Here is a 15772-nt window from a genome sequence, read left to right as displayed (position 1 = left end):
AGTGTATTGGAAAGCGCTTAACGTAGCGAGAGAGCGCCTGCGCCAACGTCGTCACCAACTGCATCGCGGTAGGCTTTGGCCTCTTCAGCTTCGGTGGCGTCGCTAAAGCGTACCAGCAAAACACAGGATGCCAGTGCCAGCACCGTTATTCCCAGGTAGAACAAGCCTTGCTGATAGCTCAGGCTTTCGCTGCGGAACAGAAAGGCAGCGCCGACTGCCCCCACGTTGCCGCCAGCACCGACTATGCCCGCCACCGCACCCAGGGCCTTTTTATTGATGAACGGGACGACCCCATAAGTGGCGCCTTCGGCCATCTGCACAAACAGGCTAAACACCAGCATGATACCAATCGCGAGGCTGAGTACATGCATTTGCGAGAACGCTACCAGCGCAATCCCTTCGCAAATCAAGGCAATGAACAGCCAGCGTACACGCCCCTTTAGGCCGCCTTGCTTGGCGAATAAATCAGAAAAGACACCACCCAGTGTACGGGCAAAAATATTCATCAGACCGAATAAGCCAGCAATCAGGCCCGCCGTAGCTAAGGTGAGGTCAAATTTATCAAAAAAGTAGATAGCGGCAATGTTATTAATCGTAAGCTCTACGCCAAAGCATAGGCCGTACACAACAAACAGCGCCCATACTCGAATATCTTTGGCGGCGGCTAGAAAGCTATGTTTTGCGCCGTTTTCACCGGTTGCTTCAGGCAGCTCGCCAGTTGCGCGCAGGTCACTGAAATTACCGTTGGGTGCATCTTGAGTAAAGAACCAATAACCGATCCCGGTAAAGAACATCACAACGCCGGGTACCATCATCGCTAAGCGCCAACCAAAGGCTTCGTTGACGCCCAGCATCAGCATGCCTGAGAAAATCAGCGGCATCAGAATTTGTGTGGTACCGCCGCCTAAATTACCCCAGCCCGCGCTGGTAGCGTTGGCGGTGCCAACCACATTGGGGGCGAACATCATTGAGGTGTGGTATTGGGTAATAACGAAGGAGGCGCCAATGGCCCCAATGGCTAAGCGCGCTAATAGAAAGGTTTCAAAACTATCGGCTAAGCCAATGCCCATCACCGGAATAGCACCTAACATCAGTAACCCGGTATAGGTTTTACGCGGCCCAATACGGTCACACAGTACGCCAATGGCTAGGCGCACAATGACGGTGATCGCCACCGACGCAATAATAGTATTGCCGATTTGTGTTTGGGTCAGTGAAAGGTCTTCACGAACAATCGCCATAAGAGGGGCGATGCCAAACCAGCCGAAAAAGCAGATATGAAACGCAAACCATGAAAAGTGGAAAGCGCGCATTTGAGGGGTCGAAAAGTTAAGCAGCCGAATGCGGTTGGCTTTGTTGCGTATGTCCATGGGATGGCCTCACGGGGCATAAAACGAGTTGATCACTACGCTAAACGCGAAAATTAGCGCTTTGCGCCAGCAATTGACGAGAACATGCCTTCTCCATTGAAGGTCAGGCTCGACGCACTCGTACCCAGTTGGGCCTGGTCCACGCCTACCACCACTGCTGAAAATATGCAGGTAGTTTGCCAGTTGAATGTTTATTGTTAAAAATCATAATCTTAATTTGTTTTTGTTGTTTTTTTTAGTGCATTGGCGAAGTGAAGATGCTGCATGAGTGGGCATGCAGTTCTTTTTTTGCGGCATCTTGGTGCTTAAAAGGGCGTTGGCCACGCGGGTAAACATCGGCGCTCTTCGCGTAGCCCGTTATATATGTAGCCCGTTATTCATGTAGGCCGCTATTCATGTAAATAGACAGCGTCTACATCGAGCGTAGAGTATTCGCCAATGGCATCGAAATGTTCACCTAGCCAGCGTTCGGCGGCGTTCTGGCCCTGTTCAAAAAGATGGCAGAGAAAAGGCCACTCGGAATTGGATTTACTCGACACAGAGAGTCCTTCAAGCGCCAGCTCACCGCTGATACGGTGAAAAAGCGCCTGCTGGTAGCAATTTTCAATTCCCTGCTCATCAAGCGCATTTTTAAGCAGCGCGATCATGCGAATCTCTTTAATCAGTGCTGAATTAAACGTGATCTCGTTGAGACGGTTCATAATAGCTGACGCAGAGGTGGGTACATCATTGCGGCTAATGGGGTTGATTTGAATCAGCAGAATATCCCGTGCGCTGCACTCTTCCATGAGTGGGAACAGTGCCGGATTGCCCATATAGCCGCCATCCCAATACGCTTCGCCGTCGATCTCTACGGCTTGGAAGATAAACGGCAAGCAGGCGGAGGCCATCACGGCGTCCACACTCATCTCTTCTCGGCGAAACACGCGCTGCTTTCCTGCGCGCACGTTGGTAGCCGCCACAAACAGCTTTAGCTGTTCGCATTTTCGGACCCGTTCAAAATCAATATGCTCAGCCACGATATCGCGTAACGGGTTAATGTTGAGCGGATTGAGCTGATAGGGCGAGGCCACGCGGCTTAACAGATCCATAGCAATAAAACCGGGTGAGTGATCCAGGCTCCAATTGCCGGTCAATATATCCAGGGGCGTACGACGGATTGGGCTTGTCATACCCGCTCGACTGACGGCTTTCCAAAAGTCGTACAGCGCCTGGCGAGCCGTCTCTTTATCACCGCGTGTTAATGCATCGGCCATGACGACACCGTTCATCGCCCCGGCGCTGGTACCGCTGATCCCTTCAATTTCAATGCGTTCATCCGCTAATAGGCGATCAATCACGCCCCAGGTATACGCCCCGTGAGCGCCACCACCTTGTAATGCGAGGTCTAGCTTTTTGACCTGTGCCATATGCTTTTTCCATTGCGACTGGTGAGAAGAGTTGTTGCAGTGAAATCAGCATGGCATAGGCAACTAAAGAAGATGAAGGGCTATTTAGCAGAAAGCTCGGGGTACTCAAGGTGCTGGCTCAGTGAGAGTTATGTTTCAGCAATGGAATGCGCGTTATGTTCAGGGGGCCCCTGCTAACGGTGAGTGATGACTGGTTGAGTAGGGCGCCTCAAATATGGCGTGTTCCATAAGATTGTCCAGCTGTAGGGCTAACTGTTGGCTGGCTTCTTCCATGACGCCTAAAGCAGCTAATTGACCATTGCGGTCGCCTAGACGGGCAAACTTCAGCGCTTCAGCACCACTTTCATGCATGCGTCTGTGCGGTGCTGTTAATGCTCGATAAGCCTCCGTGCGGGCATAGCGTTGGTAGCCCTCACCTTGCTGGTGCCAGCGCCCTAGGCGGCATTGATGATGATCTTCTAGTAGTGTGTCGGTGTTGGCAGATAATAACTGCTTATAGATGCGACATTTCCATACTGCATGGTCAAGCTTGGCAGAGTGTAAAAACGCAGCGGTAGCACTGTGATGTATCACCTTGTGCATATGCTGAGTTTGATCCGTTAACCGATGCAATGCGTGCTTAGCTGTCTGTGCCTTTTGGGCCGTGTCTTCGTCGGCTTGGCGTTTTTTCACCACTGCTTGCGAGTGCGTTCTTACCTGGCTATTGACTTGCTCCATTAGCAGGCTGAGCTGATGGCTTAGTTGCTGCATATTAAGCGCTAAGCGATGAACGTCGTCTGCAATGGCGGCTATTCCCGGTGACTACTGGCTAGCGGAACCAGCACTCCCAAGACCTTGGCGATGGGCCGTTTCGAGTGCTGTGCTAACCGCTAATGCTTGCGCGTGACCCGCATTGCGAGCAAGCGCTACTTGCAGTTGGCTCAGGGCGTGTAGGGTTTTAGCTAATACTAACGGCGAGGCGGGGAGCGCTTCGGCATATTCAGGATCGTGACAACGCTGATCAAGGGTGTCGATGGCATGCTCGGCAGCGGCAATCAGGTTAAACGTCTCCGTTAGGGTGGCGCGTTCCCCGGCAAGCTGGTCGGCATACTCTTGAAGGCCGTTATTGAGCGAGGCTAGCATATCCGCCCCTCTCGCTTGCAGCATGCCGATGGATTGCGACGGTTTCATTAGGCTTAACAGACGACTGCTGGGCGAGAGGGTGGCGGCGTCGAGCTGAGTGCGTAAGTCGGCGACCTCCTGTTCCAGGCGGCGAATTTTTTGAAAAGGATGCATAAAGGTGAACATGGCAGAGACACCTATGGCAGGTAGCAATATTTTGTGTTGATTTGTCACAAATTATTGCAGAGGGTTCCCCCATACGCTTGGTTTAGCTGCTTTAAATGATGAAATTCAGCTGCCCATGGCCTGCGAGAATGAGATTTTTAACGTCCTCTTTATTAAGAGTCTGAAGAGCTAAGAGGCTAGATAGCTAAAAGACTGGGTAGCTAAAAGCCAGGATAGCTAAAAGATAGAATAGCTCAACGTCGGAATAGCTCAACGTCGGAATAGCTCAACGTCGGAATAGCTAAGCGTTTGGATAGCATCAGCGACGGGCAAGTTGAGCGGCGGCTGTGCAGCCTAGAAACGCTGAGGTGGCAAGCCACTCGGCATCAGGATAATAAGCAAATACATATTGGTCTTCTTTCAGGCTATCAATCAGTGGGTAAGTAACGTCTTCACGTACTGCGGGGCAACCATGGCTACGGCCTAATCTCCCCGTTTGGGTAATGAACGCATCGCTCACATAGTCAGCACCGTGGATCACAATGGCGCGCTCGAATGCTAGGTCGTTGACGTTAGGTTCAAGGCCTTCCAGACGCAGCGAATAGCCGTTGCGGCCGTAATAGCTATTCATGGTACGAAATAGGCCAATGCTGGATTGGTGGCTATCAGGCGTGTTGGAAAATGTCTCGGCCTGGGCATCGCCAGACCCTTGTCCATGAGAAACCAGCTCCTCAAAGAGCAATTCATGCTGACGTAAATCAAATACCCATAGGCGTGGTTCGGTAGACGGCAGCGAGTAGTCAATGACTGCAAGGCGCTCGGCAGTGGGATCGGCACAATTGAGTGCCTGAGCGGCCAAACGCAATGCCTCGGGCGTTGCCTGGGGGGCGAGTTGCAATAACTGGTGATGTAAAGGCAGTACGCCGCGTGGTGGTGTAGATTCAACTTGGGCAAAGAAACTGGCGGCGTGTAGCGGTAATGTAAATAATGTAAAAGGTAGAGAAAATAATAACGTGGCAACATTTAAACGAAGAGCCATAAAAGTCGATCCTACCTGCAATATCAGTCATTATGAAAATTAGCCGACTAATATAAAAAAACAGAGTCGGCGATGTGGAAGATTATAGTAACGCAAGGAGAGGGTGATGAACGAGAGACAGCCACTAAGACGATGGGCGATAGGGAGCGCTCTGTGTCTAACGCTTACCTACGGCCCTTTAGGCATCAGCCCTGTATATGCGGATTCAGCCTCAGATTCATTGCAGCAGGCGATAGCTCAACAATTAAGCTCCGCAGACGCGCGACAACTTCCTATTACTGAGTTTTATCAACTAAGTGATGGTCAGCCCGTGTGGCAGGCAGCGGCTGCAGTTGAGTCACTGGTCGAGGCGCTAAACAGTTTGGAAAACGATGGCTTGGTGCCGACAGATTATGACGCTGATACGTTGCTTGGTGAGTTTCAGCGTAGTCAGTCGGGTGATGATGCCGCACAGGCCTCGTTTGATATCAAAGCCACTCACTCGCTGTTGCTGGCGCTCGATCATTTAGAGCGCGGTAAGGTGAATCCGCGAGACGTAGAGCCACAGTGGGACGCGCCGCGACCAGAAAGCGACTACTCGCTGCTACGTGTTGTACATGCCGTTGAAGATCGTGCGCTGGATAATGCCACCGCGCTGGCCAGGCCTTCGTCAGGTGAATATCAGCAATTGCGTGACACCCTAAAGCAACATTACCAGTTGGCAAACCTGGGCAGCGCACCCTACTTAGCCGCCAGGGAGGAGTCACTTCGGCCGGGGGATGAAGCCGACGATGTTATTGTGCTGCGCCAGCGTTTGGCACTCTGGGGTGAAACGGATTTGATGGTGGCTGATAGCAGGGCTTATCCGCTAATTGATGTGCAAGCAGCGTCTAATCAGCGCGTGTTTGATGCGCCACTTGAATCCGCTGTGAAGCGTTTTCAGCGCCGCCATTTACTACAGGAAGATGGTGTGGTGGGTGAACAGACCCGGCTGGCGTTAAATACGCCGGTGTCGGCGCGAATCGACCAACTGCGGGTCAATTTAGAACGCGCGCGGTGGATCCGCCCGATGCAGTCTGCCGAGCCGCGAGTGTGGGTCGATATAGCCGGTTACCGAATGCACTATGTACGCCCTAACGGCGAGCACTGGGATGCCCGAGTGGTCGTCGGCTCGCCGCGTCGTGAAACGCCGATCATCCACTCTACTATCAGCCATTTAACGATTAATCCATCCTGGACCATCCCGCCGACAATCATGCGTGAGGATGTACTGCCTCGCGTGCGGGCGGATATCAATTACTTGGCGCGCCAAAATATTCGAGTGATTAGTCCTTCCGGCGAGCCGATGGTGGCAGAAGAGATCGATTGGCAGCGCCCTGGCGGCGTGATGCTGCGCCAAGTGGCAGGCTCGGGTAACCCGCTTGGTCGTGTCGTGATACGGTTTCCTAACAATGACATGATCTATTTGCACGACACCCCCGCCCGAGGGCTATTTCAGCGTAACCAGCGCGCACTCAGTTCAGGCTGTGTGCGGGTAGAGGGTGTGGCTGAACTGGCGCAGATGCTGTTGCAAGATACCGGCAGCCGTTACCAATTTAGCACCCTGTTAAATGGAGGGAGTGATCGTAATGTGAGCTTATCCCAGCGTATACCCATTGCACTGCATTATTTAACCGCATGGCCGAATGCGGAAGGTGAAGTGGAGTTTAGGCCTGATATCTACCGCCGTGATGCAGCGCTACTGGCCGCGCTGCAGCGGCCAGTTTAGATAGGTGAAAAATAGCGTAAGTCAATGCAAAACACCGCCTAGTGGCGGTGTTTTGCGTTTGAGTATCCGGTGGCTATGAAGCGGTCGCTAGTCGTCGCTTTCCTGCTGATAATTAGCCACGCTAACCGGCCCTGTTTCGCCGCTTTCCAGTGTGGCTAATATTGGCGCTGCTTGGTTCTGAAACGCAATAAGCGTGTCGCCGCTCAAACTGGTGTTCTCGGGTAGGGGGACGGTCATCGCATTCACCGGTGAGTTGTTAACGATGACTTCATAGTGCAGGTGTGGGCCGGTGCTACGGCCTGTGTTGCCAGACAGTGCAATACGCTCGCCCATGGTCACGCGTTCACCTTGCTTCACCAACGGCCGGGAGAGGTGCAGGTAGCGCGTCCGGTAGCCATTGTCATGACGGACGACAATATAGCGTCCTGCGGCGTGATGGTTGCTGACGCGCTCAACAACACCATTGGCGGGAGCCGTTACCGGCGTGCCAATGGGCATAGCAAAGTCGGTTCCGTTATGGGGGCTAATGCGGCCAGTCACCGGGTGTTTCCGGCGTGGATTGAAGCCCGAGCTTAACCGATAGCTGCCTTCAAACGGGTGGCGGGCAAAGGCGGGATCCAAACTTCCGCCCCCAGGCGTATAGAAGTTATCGTCGTTGGCATTGCGCACTACGGTTAAGTCCATGCGTTCGCCGTCGTATTGCACCGCGAGTACGCGAGAATCAAGCGTTTCCCCATCGATCATGTCTGACTCGACTAGAACCTGGAAGCGATCACCGCGGCGGCTGTCACGCCGAAAATCGAGTTTCTTTTCGAGCAGCTTTGTTAGTTCCGTTACCGAGCCGCTGTTCAGGCCTGTTGCCTGGGCGGAGCGTGCAAAACTACCGCTGACGCTACCGGCATAAAGGCGTTGAACAGGTTCACCTTGCCGCTCAATAGTGGTGATAGCGAAGTGGTTTGCATCACGCTCCAATAAAATACCGTCACGGGTATTTTTCATCATGCGTAAGGAAAGTAAACGCCCATCTTCGTCTAGCTGGTAATCAAAGCTGTGTCCGGCGCGCCAGTTGGTTAGCATGCGTTGGTCGGGCAAATCCTCAAGCAGGGCCAACACTTCGCTGTACCCAAGGCCTAATTCATTTTGTGCCAGCAAAGCGAACGTTTCGCCAGATTCGACGATATGCGTTTCCCACTCAGGAACAAACGGCTCTTCAGCTGCCAGTTCTAAATCCAGAAATGAGATGTCACCAAATAGCTCAACACCGTAATCCTCATAAGAAGTGGCATCGGCAATTTCAACTGATGAAGCGTCGTCTGCATCCAGCATACCGCTGGAGAGGGTGCCCAGCACAATCGCCATATGCAATGCGCCGTCATCAAGCCCTGCGCTACTTAGCGTTGCGATATCAAGAGCAGGCGCATCCAGGGCTGCGGCATTAAGTACCGTTACTTCGTCGCCCAAGGCGGCTTGTCCGGCCATGTCTGCTTGTGCACTGGAGATAACGTTCATATCGAGATCAACGATCTCGGTGGCGGTTAATTCGCTGAGAGGAATATTGTCGCGGGTGGCGTCGAGGGCGCGTGAAGCGCGATCGATCGCTTCTGCTACCGGCGTGCGTTCTTGACGCAGGGAAGGGACCCCCGGAGTAGAATCGCTAGGAAGCGGAACCAGCACGCTTTCAAGCGGTGTGTGTGATTGATTTAGATCTTGGTATGTCGTCAGTAACTTCTGTGTGCCCAGCACAGTGACCATAGTGGCCACAGGTAACAGTAATAATTTGTGCGTGCGGGGCAGCGAATAAAGGATTCGCAACATGGGTAAATGGACCGCCGAGTTCGTGATTAAAAGCAACAGTTAAGCGCATAAACCCAGGAACCATACCCCATGAGGGCAAGGGTGAATAGACTGTATGTCTATACATAAAATTTAATTAAAAAGAATTATGGCAACAATAGACAAAGATTACTATTTATAAACACCGTTTGCTAACAAATGTAACTGAAAAAGCAGGCTAACTACATACTCTGTACCAATCATAGACGAAAACTGATTTTTCTAAAGCATAAATATAGCAAGTGTCTAATATTTATATAGCATCCGAGTGTTCAAACTTTTCAATACCCATTACTTATAGAGGAGTAACAGGCTTTTTATACACATAGGCGGCATTGATGACTGTTTCCTGGCATTCTAGTCATGTTTTTTCGAATAATAAGCGCATTGTTCCGCTGTATTGCGTTGAGGAAATCGAAATGTCCCGGGTAACACTTTCACAATGGCAAATGTTGGCTGCCGTGGTTGACCATGGTGGCTTCGCGCGAGCGGCAGAAGCCGTACATAAAAGCCCTTCTACGCTCAACCATGCCGTGCATAAATTAGAAGAGCAGCTAGGCGTTCAGGTGCTGGAACCCATTGGCCGCCAAGTACGCTTAACTGAAGCGGGTGAGCTGTTGCTTCGTCGTGCGCGCCAGTTAATCGAAAGCGCAGCCTCGCTTGAAGATGTGGCTACCAGGCTAGCCGCCGGCTTAGAAGCAGAAATAGTGGTGGCCATTGATCAGGTATTTCCAACGGGTGCTCAAGCCAAGGCGCTCGAGCGCTTTTCTGAAACGTATCCTCAGGTGCGTGTTCAGTTGCACGAAAGTGTGCTCAATGGGGGCATTGAAATGCTCTACGATGGCCGCGCAGACTTGGTGGTCTCCGGCATTGAGGCGCAAGGTTTTTTGGGCGAACCGCTGGTAACGGTTCGCTTTGTGGCGGTTGCGCATCCTCAACATGCCCTGCATCAGTTGGGCCGCTCGTTGGATCTGCGAGACCTCGCTCAACACCGCCAGTTGGTTGTACGCGACTCAGCGCTGCGTCAATCAACCAACGCGGGCTGGTTAAAAGCAGAGCAGCGATGGACCGTTACTCATCTCAATACATCGCTTGATATGCTGCGGCGTGGATTGGGATTTGCTTGGATGCCAGAAACACGTATTGGTGAGGAGTTAAAAAACGGCCAATTAAAGGTATTGCCGTTACCTGCAGGCGGTATTCGTGAAGTGCCGATTCAGTTGATTTTCCGCGACCGAGACCGGGCAGGGCCTGCGGCTCATGCGATGGCCGCTGCATTAAAACAGGCAGTAATTAGCGAGTGTGCCCAGCATGATTCGATTCACTCGAACGAAAAGGCGTAAAACATCCGCTTGAGCATCCTTGAGGCGGGGGTATGCTGAAAAAAGCGTAAGGCATCTAGCCAAGCACCCGAAAGACTTTCAGGAGACGCCCAATGGGACTGCTCGTTAATGGTAAATGGCAAGACCAGTGGTATGACACAAAAAAGCACGGCGGCGAGTTTGTGCGTGAATCCGCCCAATTACGCGACTGGGTGGGCGCCGAGCCCGAAACAGATGGCGACCGTTATCCTGCAGAAAAAGATCGCTACCATTTATATGTATCGCTTGCGTGCCCTTGGGCGCATCGAACACTGATCATGCGCAAACTGAAAGGGTTGGAGCCGCTGATAGGCACCTCCCATGTCAGCCCACTAATGCTCGACCAAGGCTGGACCTACCACCAGGGTGAAGGCGCTAGTGGTGACCCGATTAACGATGTGGACTTCCATCATCAGCTTTACACCAAAACCGATCCGCACTATACCGGCCGCGTCACGGTGCCTGTGCTATGGGACAAGCAGCGTAGTGCCATTGTGAATAATGAGTCTGCCGATCTGATGCGTATGTTTAATCATGCGTTTGATGAACTGACCGGCAACGACTTGGATCTTTACCCGGAAGACCTACGCAGCGTGATTGATGACGTTAACGCTGATGTTTATGACCACATTAATAATGGGGTTTATAAATCGGGCTTTGCTACCGAGCAGGCGGTATACGAAAAACACGTGAAAGCGCTCTTTGACGCTTTGGAACGTATGGAGGCGCGTTTAGCTGAGAAGCGATACTTGGCAGGTGAATGGTTGACCGAAGCCGATATTCGTCTGTTTACCACGTTGATACGTTTCGATGCAGTTTATTACGGCCATTTCAAATGCAATTTTAAGCGTATTGAAGACTATCCCAATCTTTCCAATTACGTGAGAGAAATCTATCAGTGGCCCGGTGTGGCGGAGACCGTCAATATGGATCATATCAAACGCCACTACTATTATAGCCACGACACGATTAACCCGACGCGGATTGTGCCAGCAGGCCCGCTGCTTGATTTTGAGCGTGCTCATGACCGTGAGCGTTTGCCGGGGCAGGGCGTACGACGCAAATAGGCCACCACAAACAATTAGCATCAAAAAGGGCCGCCTATTTAGGCGGCCCTTTAAACTTCGCTCTTCAGTCAATCTAACGATAGCTTCTAACCATTACTCGTCAGCATTTACTGCTTCACGGGTACGCTGCCAAGCACTTTCAGCACCTTCTTGGGTTGTTTGCCAAGCATCACGGGCATTGGCTTTGGTTTGCTCCCACCAATCGTTGTCATAAGCGGGGAAGGCTTCGACTTCTTCCTGGCTGGCTTCGACCATAATGCGGTGCTCAGTGTCACCGTCATCTTCCGTATCAGTTTCGAGAGTGAAGTAATCAGTGCCTACAACAATCTCGCGGCCACCTAGGCCAAGCACTGAGCCACTTTCGATCACGATCGCATTAATACGCATCTCTTCATCAAACAAGATGTCATCTACATCACCAATTTCTTCATCGGAACCGCCGGCAAAGTAGACCTCTGCATCAAGGATGTCATCGGCAGAGTACATTCCTTGCGGCTCATTTGACGCATGAGCGCCGATAGCAAAACTTCCTAGTAGGGCAGTGCCAATCGCTGTTGTGAGGATTGTCTTACGCATAGCATCTCTCCATGTGGCTACGATAAATGATCAATAAAAAATGTTTACTGAAAACTTTCCTGTAAATACAGGTACTGCAAATACAGGTTTTGCAAATATAGATTTACTGCTTATCAGCCCAGTCGTCTGCCTGACGCTCTGCTTCTTCACGCTCAAGGCCATATTTTTGCTGAAGCTTGCCGACTAACTGGTCTTTCTTACCGCCAATCTGATCCAGTTCATCATCGGTAAACTCACCCCAGCTAGAGCGAGCCTTGCCCTTCATTTCTGTCCATTTGCCTTCAATCTGATCCCAGTTCATTGCATCGCTCCTTGAGGGTAGTGAACTTGATTAGGTACTTTCTAGGTTAGACCATATCTGCATGAGCGCAAGTCCATGATTCAGTATGGTGTAAGTTAAAAGTGCTGGTCAGAAGCAAAATGCGATGTTAGGATGCGCGCTCCTCGCATGTGCTGACCCCTCCATCACGACGGTGAGCGTTTACTTGCATAGTTATTAATGAGTAGTGATTAATAGTTATCAGCAGTATCGCTTGCGGGAACATCTCGCCAATTGCTAGATGTTCATTGCTGTGTAGATGGCGCGCCTCCAGTATTTCACCACACGGGTGAAATCGGCGCAGAAGGTCGCCACAACGGTTGGCCCGCGAATGCGGTGTTTGCCAACCGGATGCTAGGTGCGACCGGCGTCTCCGACTCCATTGATGGCTATGACCGCTACGGCGGTGCCTGTTTTCGATAACGACTACATGCATGTCGTTATGCGCTAACAGAGTCAGGGACGCTTATGATGTTTTTTGCCGGTACTTACCGGCCTACCAAGGTGTGATTAATGACCTCGACTTCTGTCGCCTCGCCGAGCTTCGGCGACCTGGCTCTTTTGCCTGCTGTTCTTTCTGCTGTTGAATCACAGGGCTATTTAGTTCCCTCGCCGATTCAAGCGCAAACCATCCCTGCGCTGCTTGAAGGCCGCGATATGCTGGGCCAAGCACAAACCGGCACCGGTAAAACTGCAGCGTTTGCATTACCGTTACTGTCACGTTTAGAACTGACTCGCCGCGAGCCGCAAGTGTTGGTAATGGCGCCAACGCGCGAATTGGCTCAGCAAGTAGCTGCCTCGTTTAGTAAGTATGGTCAAAACCTGAAAGGTCTCGAAGTGGCGACCCTATGTGGTGGCCAAGAGTACCGTGAACAGCTGGGCGCCCTTAAGCGTGGCGCGCAAGTGGTTGTCGGTACCCCAGGCCGGATTATCGACCACCTGGATCGCGGTAGCCTGAAGCTTGATGGCCTGTCCGCTCTAGTGCTGGACGAAGCTGATGAAATGCTGCGCATGGGCTTTATCGACGACGTAAAACGCGTGGTTGCCGATACCCCGAAAGATGCTCAGCGTGTGTTCTTCTCGGCCACGCTGCCGGCTGAAATTGAACGCATCGTTAACCGCTATTTGGTTAACCCGGTAAAAGTGGCGATCGAGTCAGGTACCACTACCGGCGAAAACATCGAACAGCGCATTGTACGTGTTGATGGTGGCGCTAAGCTTGAAGCCGTTGCGCGTATTCTTGAAGTCGAGCCGGTCGATGGCGCTATCGTCTTTGTGCGTACCCGTGCCGCTTGTACCACGCTAGTTGAGCAGCTGACTGCCCGTGGTGTTAACGCCGCTGGCCTGTCCGGTGATCTGGACCAGAGCCTGCGTGAGCGTACCATTACGCGCTTGAAGCGTGGCAAAGTCGACGTACTGATCGCCACCGACGTAGCCGCCCGTGGTCTTGACGTATCGCGTATTACGCACGTTATTAACTACGATCTGCCGCAAGATGCAGAAGCCTACACGCACCGTATTGGTCGTACGGGCCGTGCGGGTCGTAGCGGTATCGCGATTACCTTTGCTGGCTTCCGTGAAGCGCGCAAAGTGGGTTGGATGGAGCAGGCAACCGGCCAGAAAATGACCGAAATGCCGCTGCCTGATGAAGCCGCTATTCGTGCTCATCGCGATGAAGTCTTCCATGAGCGCGTGATTGCCTCCTTGACGAAAGGCGCCGAAGAGCAGCGTGCTCTGATTGAGCGTCTGATCGAAGAAGGCCATGACCCGATCGAGCTAACTTGTGCGTTTGCCGCGATGGCGCGTGCTGATGAGCCGCCGATTGGTCGCCTACAGGCACCGCGTAAAGAGAAGCCCTCGCGTGATGGCGCTCCTGCTGGTAAGCCGGGTGCCCGTCGTGAACGCACTAGCGGCCCGACCGAAGGTATGACGCGCTACCGCGTCTCCGTAGGTCATAAAGATGGCGTGAAGCCGGGTCAGTTAGTCGGCGCTCTTGCCAACGAAGGCGGCATTGAAGGCGCGCGTATCGGTCGTATCGATATCCGCAACGCGTTCTCTGTAGTCGAACTGCCGAGCGGCTTGCCCGCAACGATTCTGACCAAGATGGCACGTGCCCGTGTGGCCGGTCGTCCGTTGGAAATCAGCGAAGACAGCGCCCCGGCTGAGCGCGCTCCGCGCCGCCGTCGTGACGAAGGCGATGCGCCGGTTCGTCGTCGCGAACGTGCTTAAGCCTTCGACGTAAGGATTAATCAGCTGCCGCCAAGCGGCCACTGAGAAAATCTCAAACGCCCCCGCTCCTTTACTGGTGCGGGGGCGTTTTTTTGCTACCTTACTCTTCATTCATTGGATTATTTATTGTCAGGGAGGATGACATGTCTGCACCGCTACACGAATGGAATTTAGCACCTAGGGAAGCGAGGGCGTTACAGACACAGTTGGCGAAGGGGTTGGAAATATCCGACCGCTTGGCCTCTGTGAAGCATATAGCGGGAGTGGATATCGGTTTTGAAGATGGCGGCGAAACAACCCGGGCAGCCGTAGTGTTGCTGGAGTGGGACCCTGCTACCGCGCCCAGTTTAAACGTGGTGGAACAAGTGGTTCATCGTGAGCCCACCCGCATGCCGTATATTCCTGGCCTGCTCTCGTTTCGTGAAATTCCGGCGGCGCTGGGGGCGTTTGAAAAGCTCAGCGTGTTGCCTGAACTGGTCATGGTCGACGGGCAGGGAATTGCCCATCCACGGCGCTTAGGGGTGGCGGCGCATTTAGGGCTGTGGCTGGATTTACCCACTATTGGGATTGCCAAATCACGCCTATATGGCAAACACGCTGAGGTGGGCGAGCAGCGCGGAGACTGGGTGCCGCTTTACGCGGGGCAAGAAACTATTGGGGCCGTGCTGCGCTCTCGTGCCAAGGTAAAACCGGTGTATGTGTCACCAGGGCATCGCATCACCCTGGAAACGTCGCTTGCCTGGGTGATGCGCTGTTTAGGGCGTACCAAACTGCCTGAACCTACACGGCTTGCCGATCGCTTAGCGTCGCGGCGAGATCAGCGTTAATCGGGGCTATACAAACGCGAGGAAGCGCGTGAGCAGGCTCGCTGCGTCTGATGCATCAGTCACCTTCGCTGATAGGCTTGCAGGGTTCTCACCCTGGTCGCGCAAGATAGCGCGTTGGCGCTCTATATAGGCGCGCATGACGGGCACGCTGAACTCAGGGTGGAACTGTACGCTCCATTGGCGCGGGCCATAGCGCAGCGCTTGATGGGCGTCGTGGCTATTGTGGGCCAGCACAGTGCAGCCGTGAGGCGCCTGCATGACCGACTGCGCATGGGAAAGGTGTGCCGCAAAACTTTCCGGTAACTGACTAAATAGCGGGTCTTGTCGGCCAGCCAGCGTCAGTCGCACCGTATGAGTACCCGACTCGCGGCCTGCTGGGTGGTAATCGCTGACACCGCCAAAAGCGGCGGCCATGAGTTGATGGCCATAGCAAACGCCCAGCATGGGCATATCGTTTGCCAACGCGTCTTGCAGCCATGGTTTAAGTGCTTCGCTCCAGGGTTCTGCATCGCTGACCATGCTGTGCGAGCCAGTGATCAGTATGCCTGCCAAGGTGTCTAGAGCGGGTGGGGTAGGGTTGCGTTGCGCGTCCCATACCTGCACCTCTAAATGCGCAGGTAAGGCAGTACTTAGCTGCTTTTCAAATAGCGTTTCAAAGTCGCCGTACTGGTCGACGACTTCTGGATAAGCATCGCCGGTTTTAACGATTAATACACAGGCCATATCACT

At 52.9% G+C, this 15772-nt stretch carries 15 protein-coding genes; 6 read left to right on the top strand and 9 right to left on the bottom strand.

Annotated features, from left to right (window positions below):
• Positions 1 to 17: 17 nt before the first annotated feature.
• The 5 genes from KO116_RS16545 to KO116_RS16530 all read right to left on the bottom strand — a co-directional run bounded on the left by KO116_RS16545 (position 18) and on the right by KO116_RS16530 (position 5084).
• On the bottom strand, positions 18 to 1370 hold the full coding sequence (locus tag KO116_RS16545; RefSeq protein ID WP_035559246.1) for an MFS transporter: 1353 nt from the start codon (positions 1368 to 1370) through the stop codon (positions 18 to 20).
• Positions 1371 to 1759: 389 nt separating this feature from the next.
• Positions 1760 to 2779, bottom strand: coding sequence for a patatin-like phospholipase family protein (locus KO116_RS16540; RefSeq protein WP_035559249.1), 1020 nt, complete (start codon positions 2777 to 2779; stop codon positions 1760 to 1762).
• Between the two features lie 159 nt (positions 2780 to 2938).
• Positions 2939 to 3529 (bottom strand): CZB domain-containing protein, encoded by a 591-nt coding sequence (locus tag KO116_RS25885; protein ID WP_235272406.1) that lies wholly within the window; start codon positions 3527 to 3529, stop codon positions 2939 to 2941.
• 51 nt (positions 3530 to 3580) lie between these two features.
• A complete protein-coding gene (locus KO116_RS25880; RefSeq protein ID WP_235272405.1) occupies positions 3581 to 4066 on the bottom strand; it encodes a hypothetical protein in 486 nt (161 codons plus the stop codon).
• 298 nt (positions 4067 to 4364) lie between these two features.
• Positions 4365 to 5084 carry a murein L,D-transpeptidase catalytic domain family protein gene (locus tag KO116_RS16530; RefSeq protein ID WP_035559253.1) on the bottom strand — a complete coding sequence of 240 codons (720 nt, stop codon included), beginning with the start codon at positions 5082 to 5084 and terminating at the stop codon, positions 4365 to 4367.
• A 106-nt stretch (positions 5085 to 5190) separates the two neighbouring features.
• Here KO116_RS16530 and KO116_RS16525 point away from each other — a divergent pair, with 106 nt between their 5' ends.
• Positions 5191 to 6831: a L,D-transpeptidase family protein gene (locus KO116_RS16525; RefSeq protein WP_035559255.1), complete on the top strand. Its 1641-nt coding sequence runs from the start codon at positions 5191 to 5193 to the stop codon at positions 6829 to 6831.
• Positions 6832 to 6918: 87 nt separating this feature from the next.
• Here KO116_RS16525 and KO116_RS16520 read toward each other — a convergent pair whose 3' ends face one another.
• Positions 6919 to 8646: a peptidoglycan DD-metalloendopeptidase family protein gene (locus KO116_RS16520; RefSeq protein ID WP_035559258.1), complete on the bottom strand. Its 1728-nt coding sequence runs from the start codon at positions 8644 to 8646 to the stop codon at positions 6919 to 6921.
• A 437-nt stretch (positions 8647 to 9083) separates the two neighbouring features.
• Between KO116_RS16520 and KO116_RS16515 the strand changes: the two genes are divergently transcribed.
• Both KO116_RS16515 and KO116_RS16510 read left to right on the top strand, forming a co-directional pair.
• Positions 9084 to 10007 (top strand): LysR family transcriptional regulator, encoded by a 924-nt coding sequence (locus tag KO116_RS16515; protein ID WP_035559260.1) that lies wholly within the window; start codon positions 9084 to 9086, stop codon positions 10005 to 10007.
• Between the two features lie 92 nt (positions 10008 to 10099).
• Entirely contained in the window at positions 10100 to 11092 is a 993-nt protein-coding gene (locus KO116_RS16510; RefSeq protein ID WP_035559263.1) for a glutathione S-transferase family protein, read from the top strand.
• A gap of 93 nt (positions 11093 to 11185) precedes the next feature.
• Here KO116_RS16510 and KO116_RS16505 read toward each other — a convergent pair whose 3' ends face one another.
• Entirely contained in the window at positions 11186 to 11668 is a 483-nt protein-coding gene (locus KO116_RS16505) for a PRC-barrel domain-containing protein (RefSeq protein WP_035559266.1), read from the bottom strand.
• 103 nt (positions 11669 to 11771) lie between these two features.
• The gene (locus tag KO116_RS16500; RefSeq protein ID WP_008957698.1) at positions 11772 to 11969 is read right to left on the bottom strand and encodes a CsbD family protein; all 198 of its coding nucleotides are present in this window, start codon (positions 11967 to 11969) and stop codon (positions 11772 to 11774) included.
• A 252-nt stretch (positions 11970 to 12221) separates the two neighbouring features.
• Between KO116_RS16500 and KO116_RS16495 the strand changes: the two genes are divergently transcribed.
• From KO116_RS16495 to nfi, 3 genes are all read left to right on the top strand, one after another.
• Positions 12222 to 12410, top strand: coding sequence for a hypothetical protein (locus tag KO116_RS16495; protein WP_035559269.1), 189 nt, complete (start codon positions 12222 to 12224; stop codon positions 12408 to 12410).
• Between the two features lie 90 nt (positions 12411 to 12500).
• Entirely contained in the window at positions 12501 to 14216 is a 1716-nt protein-coding gene (locus KO116_RS16490) for a DEAD/DEAH box helicase (RefSeq protein ID WP_035559272.1), read from the top strand.
• Positions 14217 to 14359: 143 nt separating this feature from the next.
• Positions 14360 to 15043: a deoxyribonuclease V gene (gene nfi, locus KO116_RS16485; protein ID WP_035559275.1), complete on the top strand. Its 684-nt coding sequence runs from the start codon at positions 14360 to 14362 to the stop codon at positions 15041 to 15043.
• Positions 15044 to 15049: 6 nt separating this feature from the next.
• On the opposite strand, the gene KO116_RS16480 is transcribed toward nfi, so the two are convergent.
• Positions 15050 to 15766 (bottom strand): glutamine amidotransferase, encoded by a 717-nt coding sequence (locus KO116_RS16480; protein ID WP_035559278.1) that lies wholly within the window; start codon positions 15764 to 15766, stop codon positions 15050 to 15052.
• Positions 15767 to 15772: the final 6 nt, after the last annotated feature.

The organism is Halomonas sp. KO116 (assembly GCF_000734975.2).
GTDB classification, from domain to species: Bacteria; Pseudomonadota; Gammaproteobacteria; order Pseudomonadales; family Halomonadaceae; genus Vreelandella; species Vreelandella glaciei.
The sequence above is the reverse complement of the archived record's forward strand: the minus strand, read 5'-3'. Positions and strand labels throughout refer to the sequence as shown.

Coding starts and splice junctions, on each gene's coding strand:
- KO116_RS16545 (WP_035559246.1), bottom strand. CDS start 1,370: ATGGACATACGCAACAAAGCCAACCGCATTCGGCTGCTTAACTTTTCG.
- KO116_RS16540 (WP_035559249.1), bottom strand. CDS start 2,779: ATGGCACAGGTCAAAAAGCTAGACCTCGCATTACAAGGTGGTGGCGCT.
- KO116_RS25885 (WP_235272406.1), bottom strand. CDS start 3,529: ATGCAGCAACTAAGCCATCAGCTCAGCCTGCTAATGGAGCAAGTCAAT.
- KO116_RS25880 (WP_235272405.1), bottom strand. CDS start 4,066: ATGTTCACCTTTATGCATCCTTTTCAAAAAATTCGCCGCCTGGAACAG.
- KO116_RS16530 (WP_035559253.1), bottom strand. CDS start 5,084: ATGGCTCTTCGTTTAAATGTTGCCACGTTATTATTTTCTCTACCTTTT.
- KO116_RS16525 (WP_035559255.1), top strand. CDS start 5,191: ATGAACGAGAGACAGCCACTAAGACGATGGGCGATAGGGAGCGCTCTG.
- KO116_RS16520 (WP_035559258.1), bottom strand. CDS start 8,646: ATGTTGCGAATCCTTTATTCGCTGCCCCGCACGCACAAATTATTACTG.
- KO116_RS16515 (WP_035559260.1), top strand. CDS start 9,084: ATGTCCCGGGTAACACTTTCACAATGGCAAATGTTGGCTGCCGTGGTT.
- KO116_RS16510 (WP_035559263.1), top strand. CDS start 10,100: ATGGGACTGCTCGTTAATGGTAAATGGCAAGACCAGTGGTATGACACA.
- KO116_RS16505 (WP_035559266.1), bottom strand. CDS start 11,668: ATGCGTAAGACAATCCTCACAACAGCGATTGGCACTGCCCTACTAGGA.
- KO116_RS16500 (WP_008957698.1), bottom strand. CDS start 11,969: ATGAACTGGGATCAGATTGAAGGCAAATGGACAGAAATGAAGGGCAAG.
- KO116_RS16490 (WP_035559272.1), top strand. CDS start 12,501: ATGACCTCGACTTCTGTCGCCTCGCCGAGCTTCGGCGACCTGGCTCTT.
- nfi (WP_035559275.1), top strand. CDS start 14,360: ATGTCTGCACCGCTACACGAATGGAATTTAGCACCTAGGGAAGCGAGG.
- KO116_RS16480 (WP_035559278.1), bottom strand. CDS start 15,766: ATGGCCTGTGTATTAATCGTTAAAACCGGCGATGCTTATCCAGAAGTC.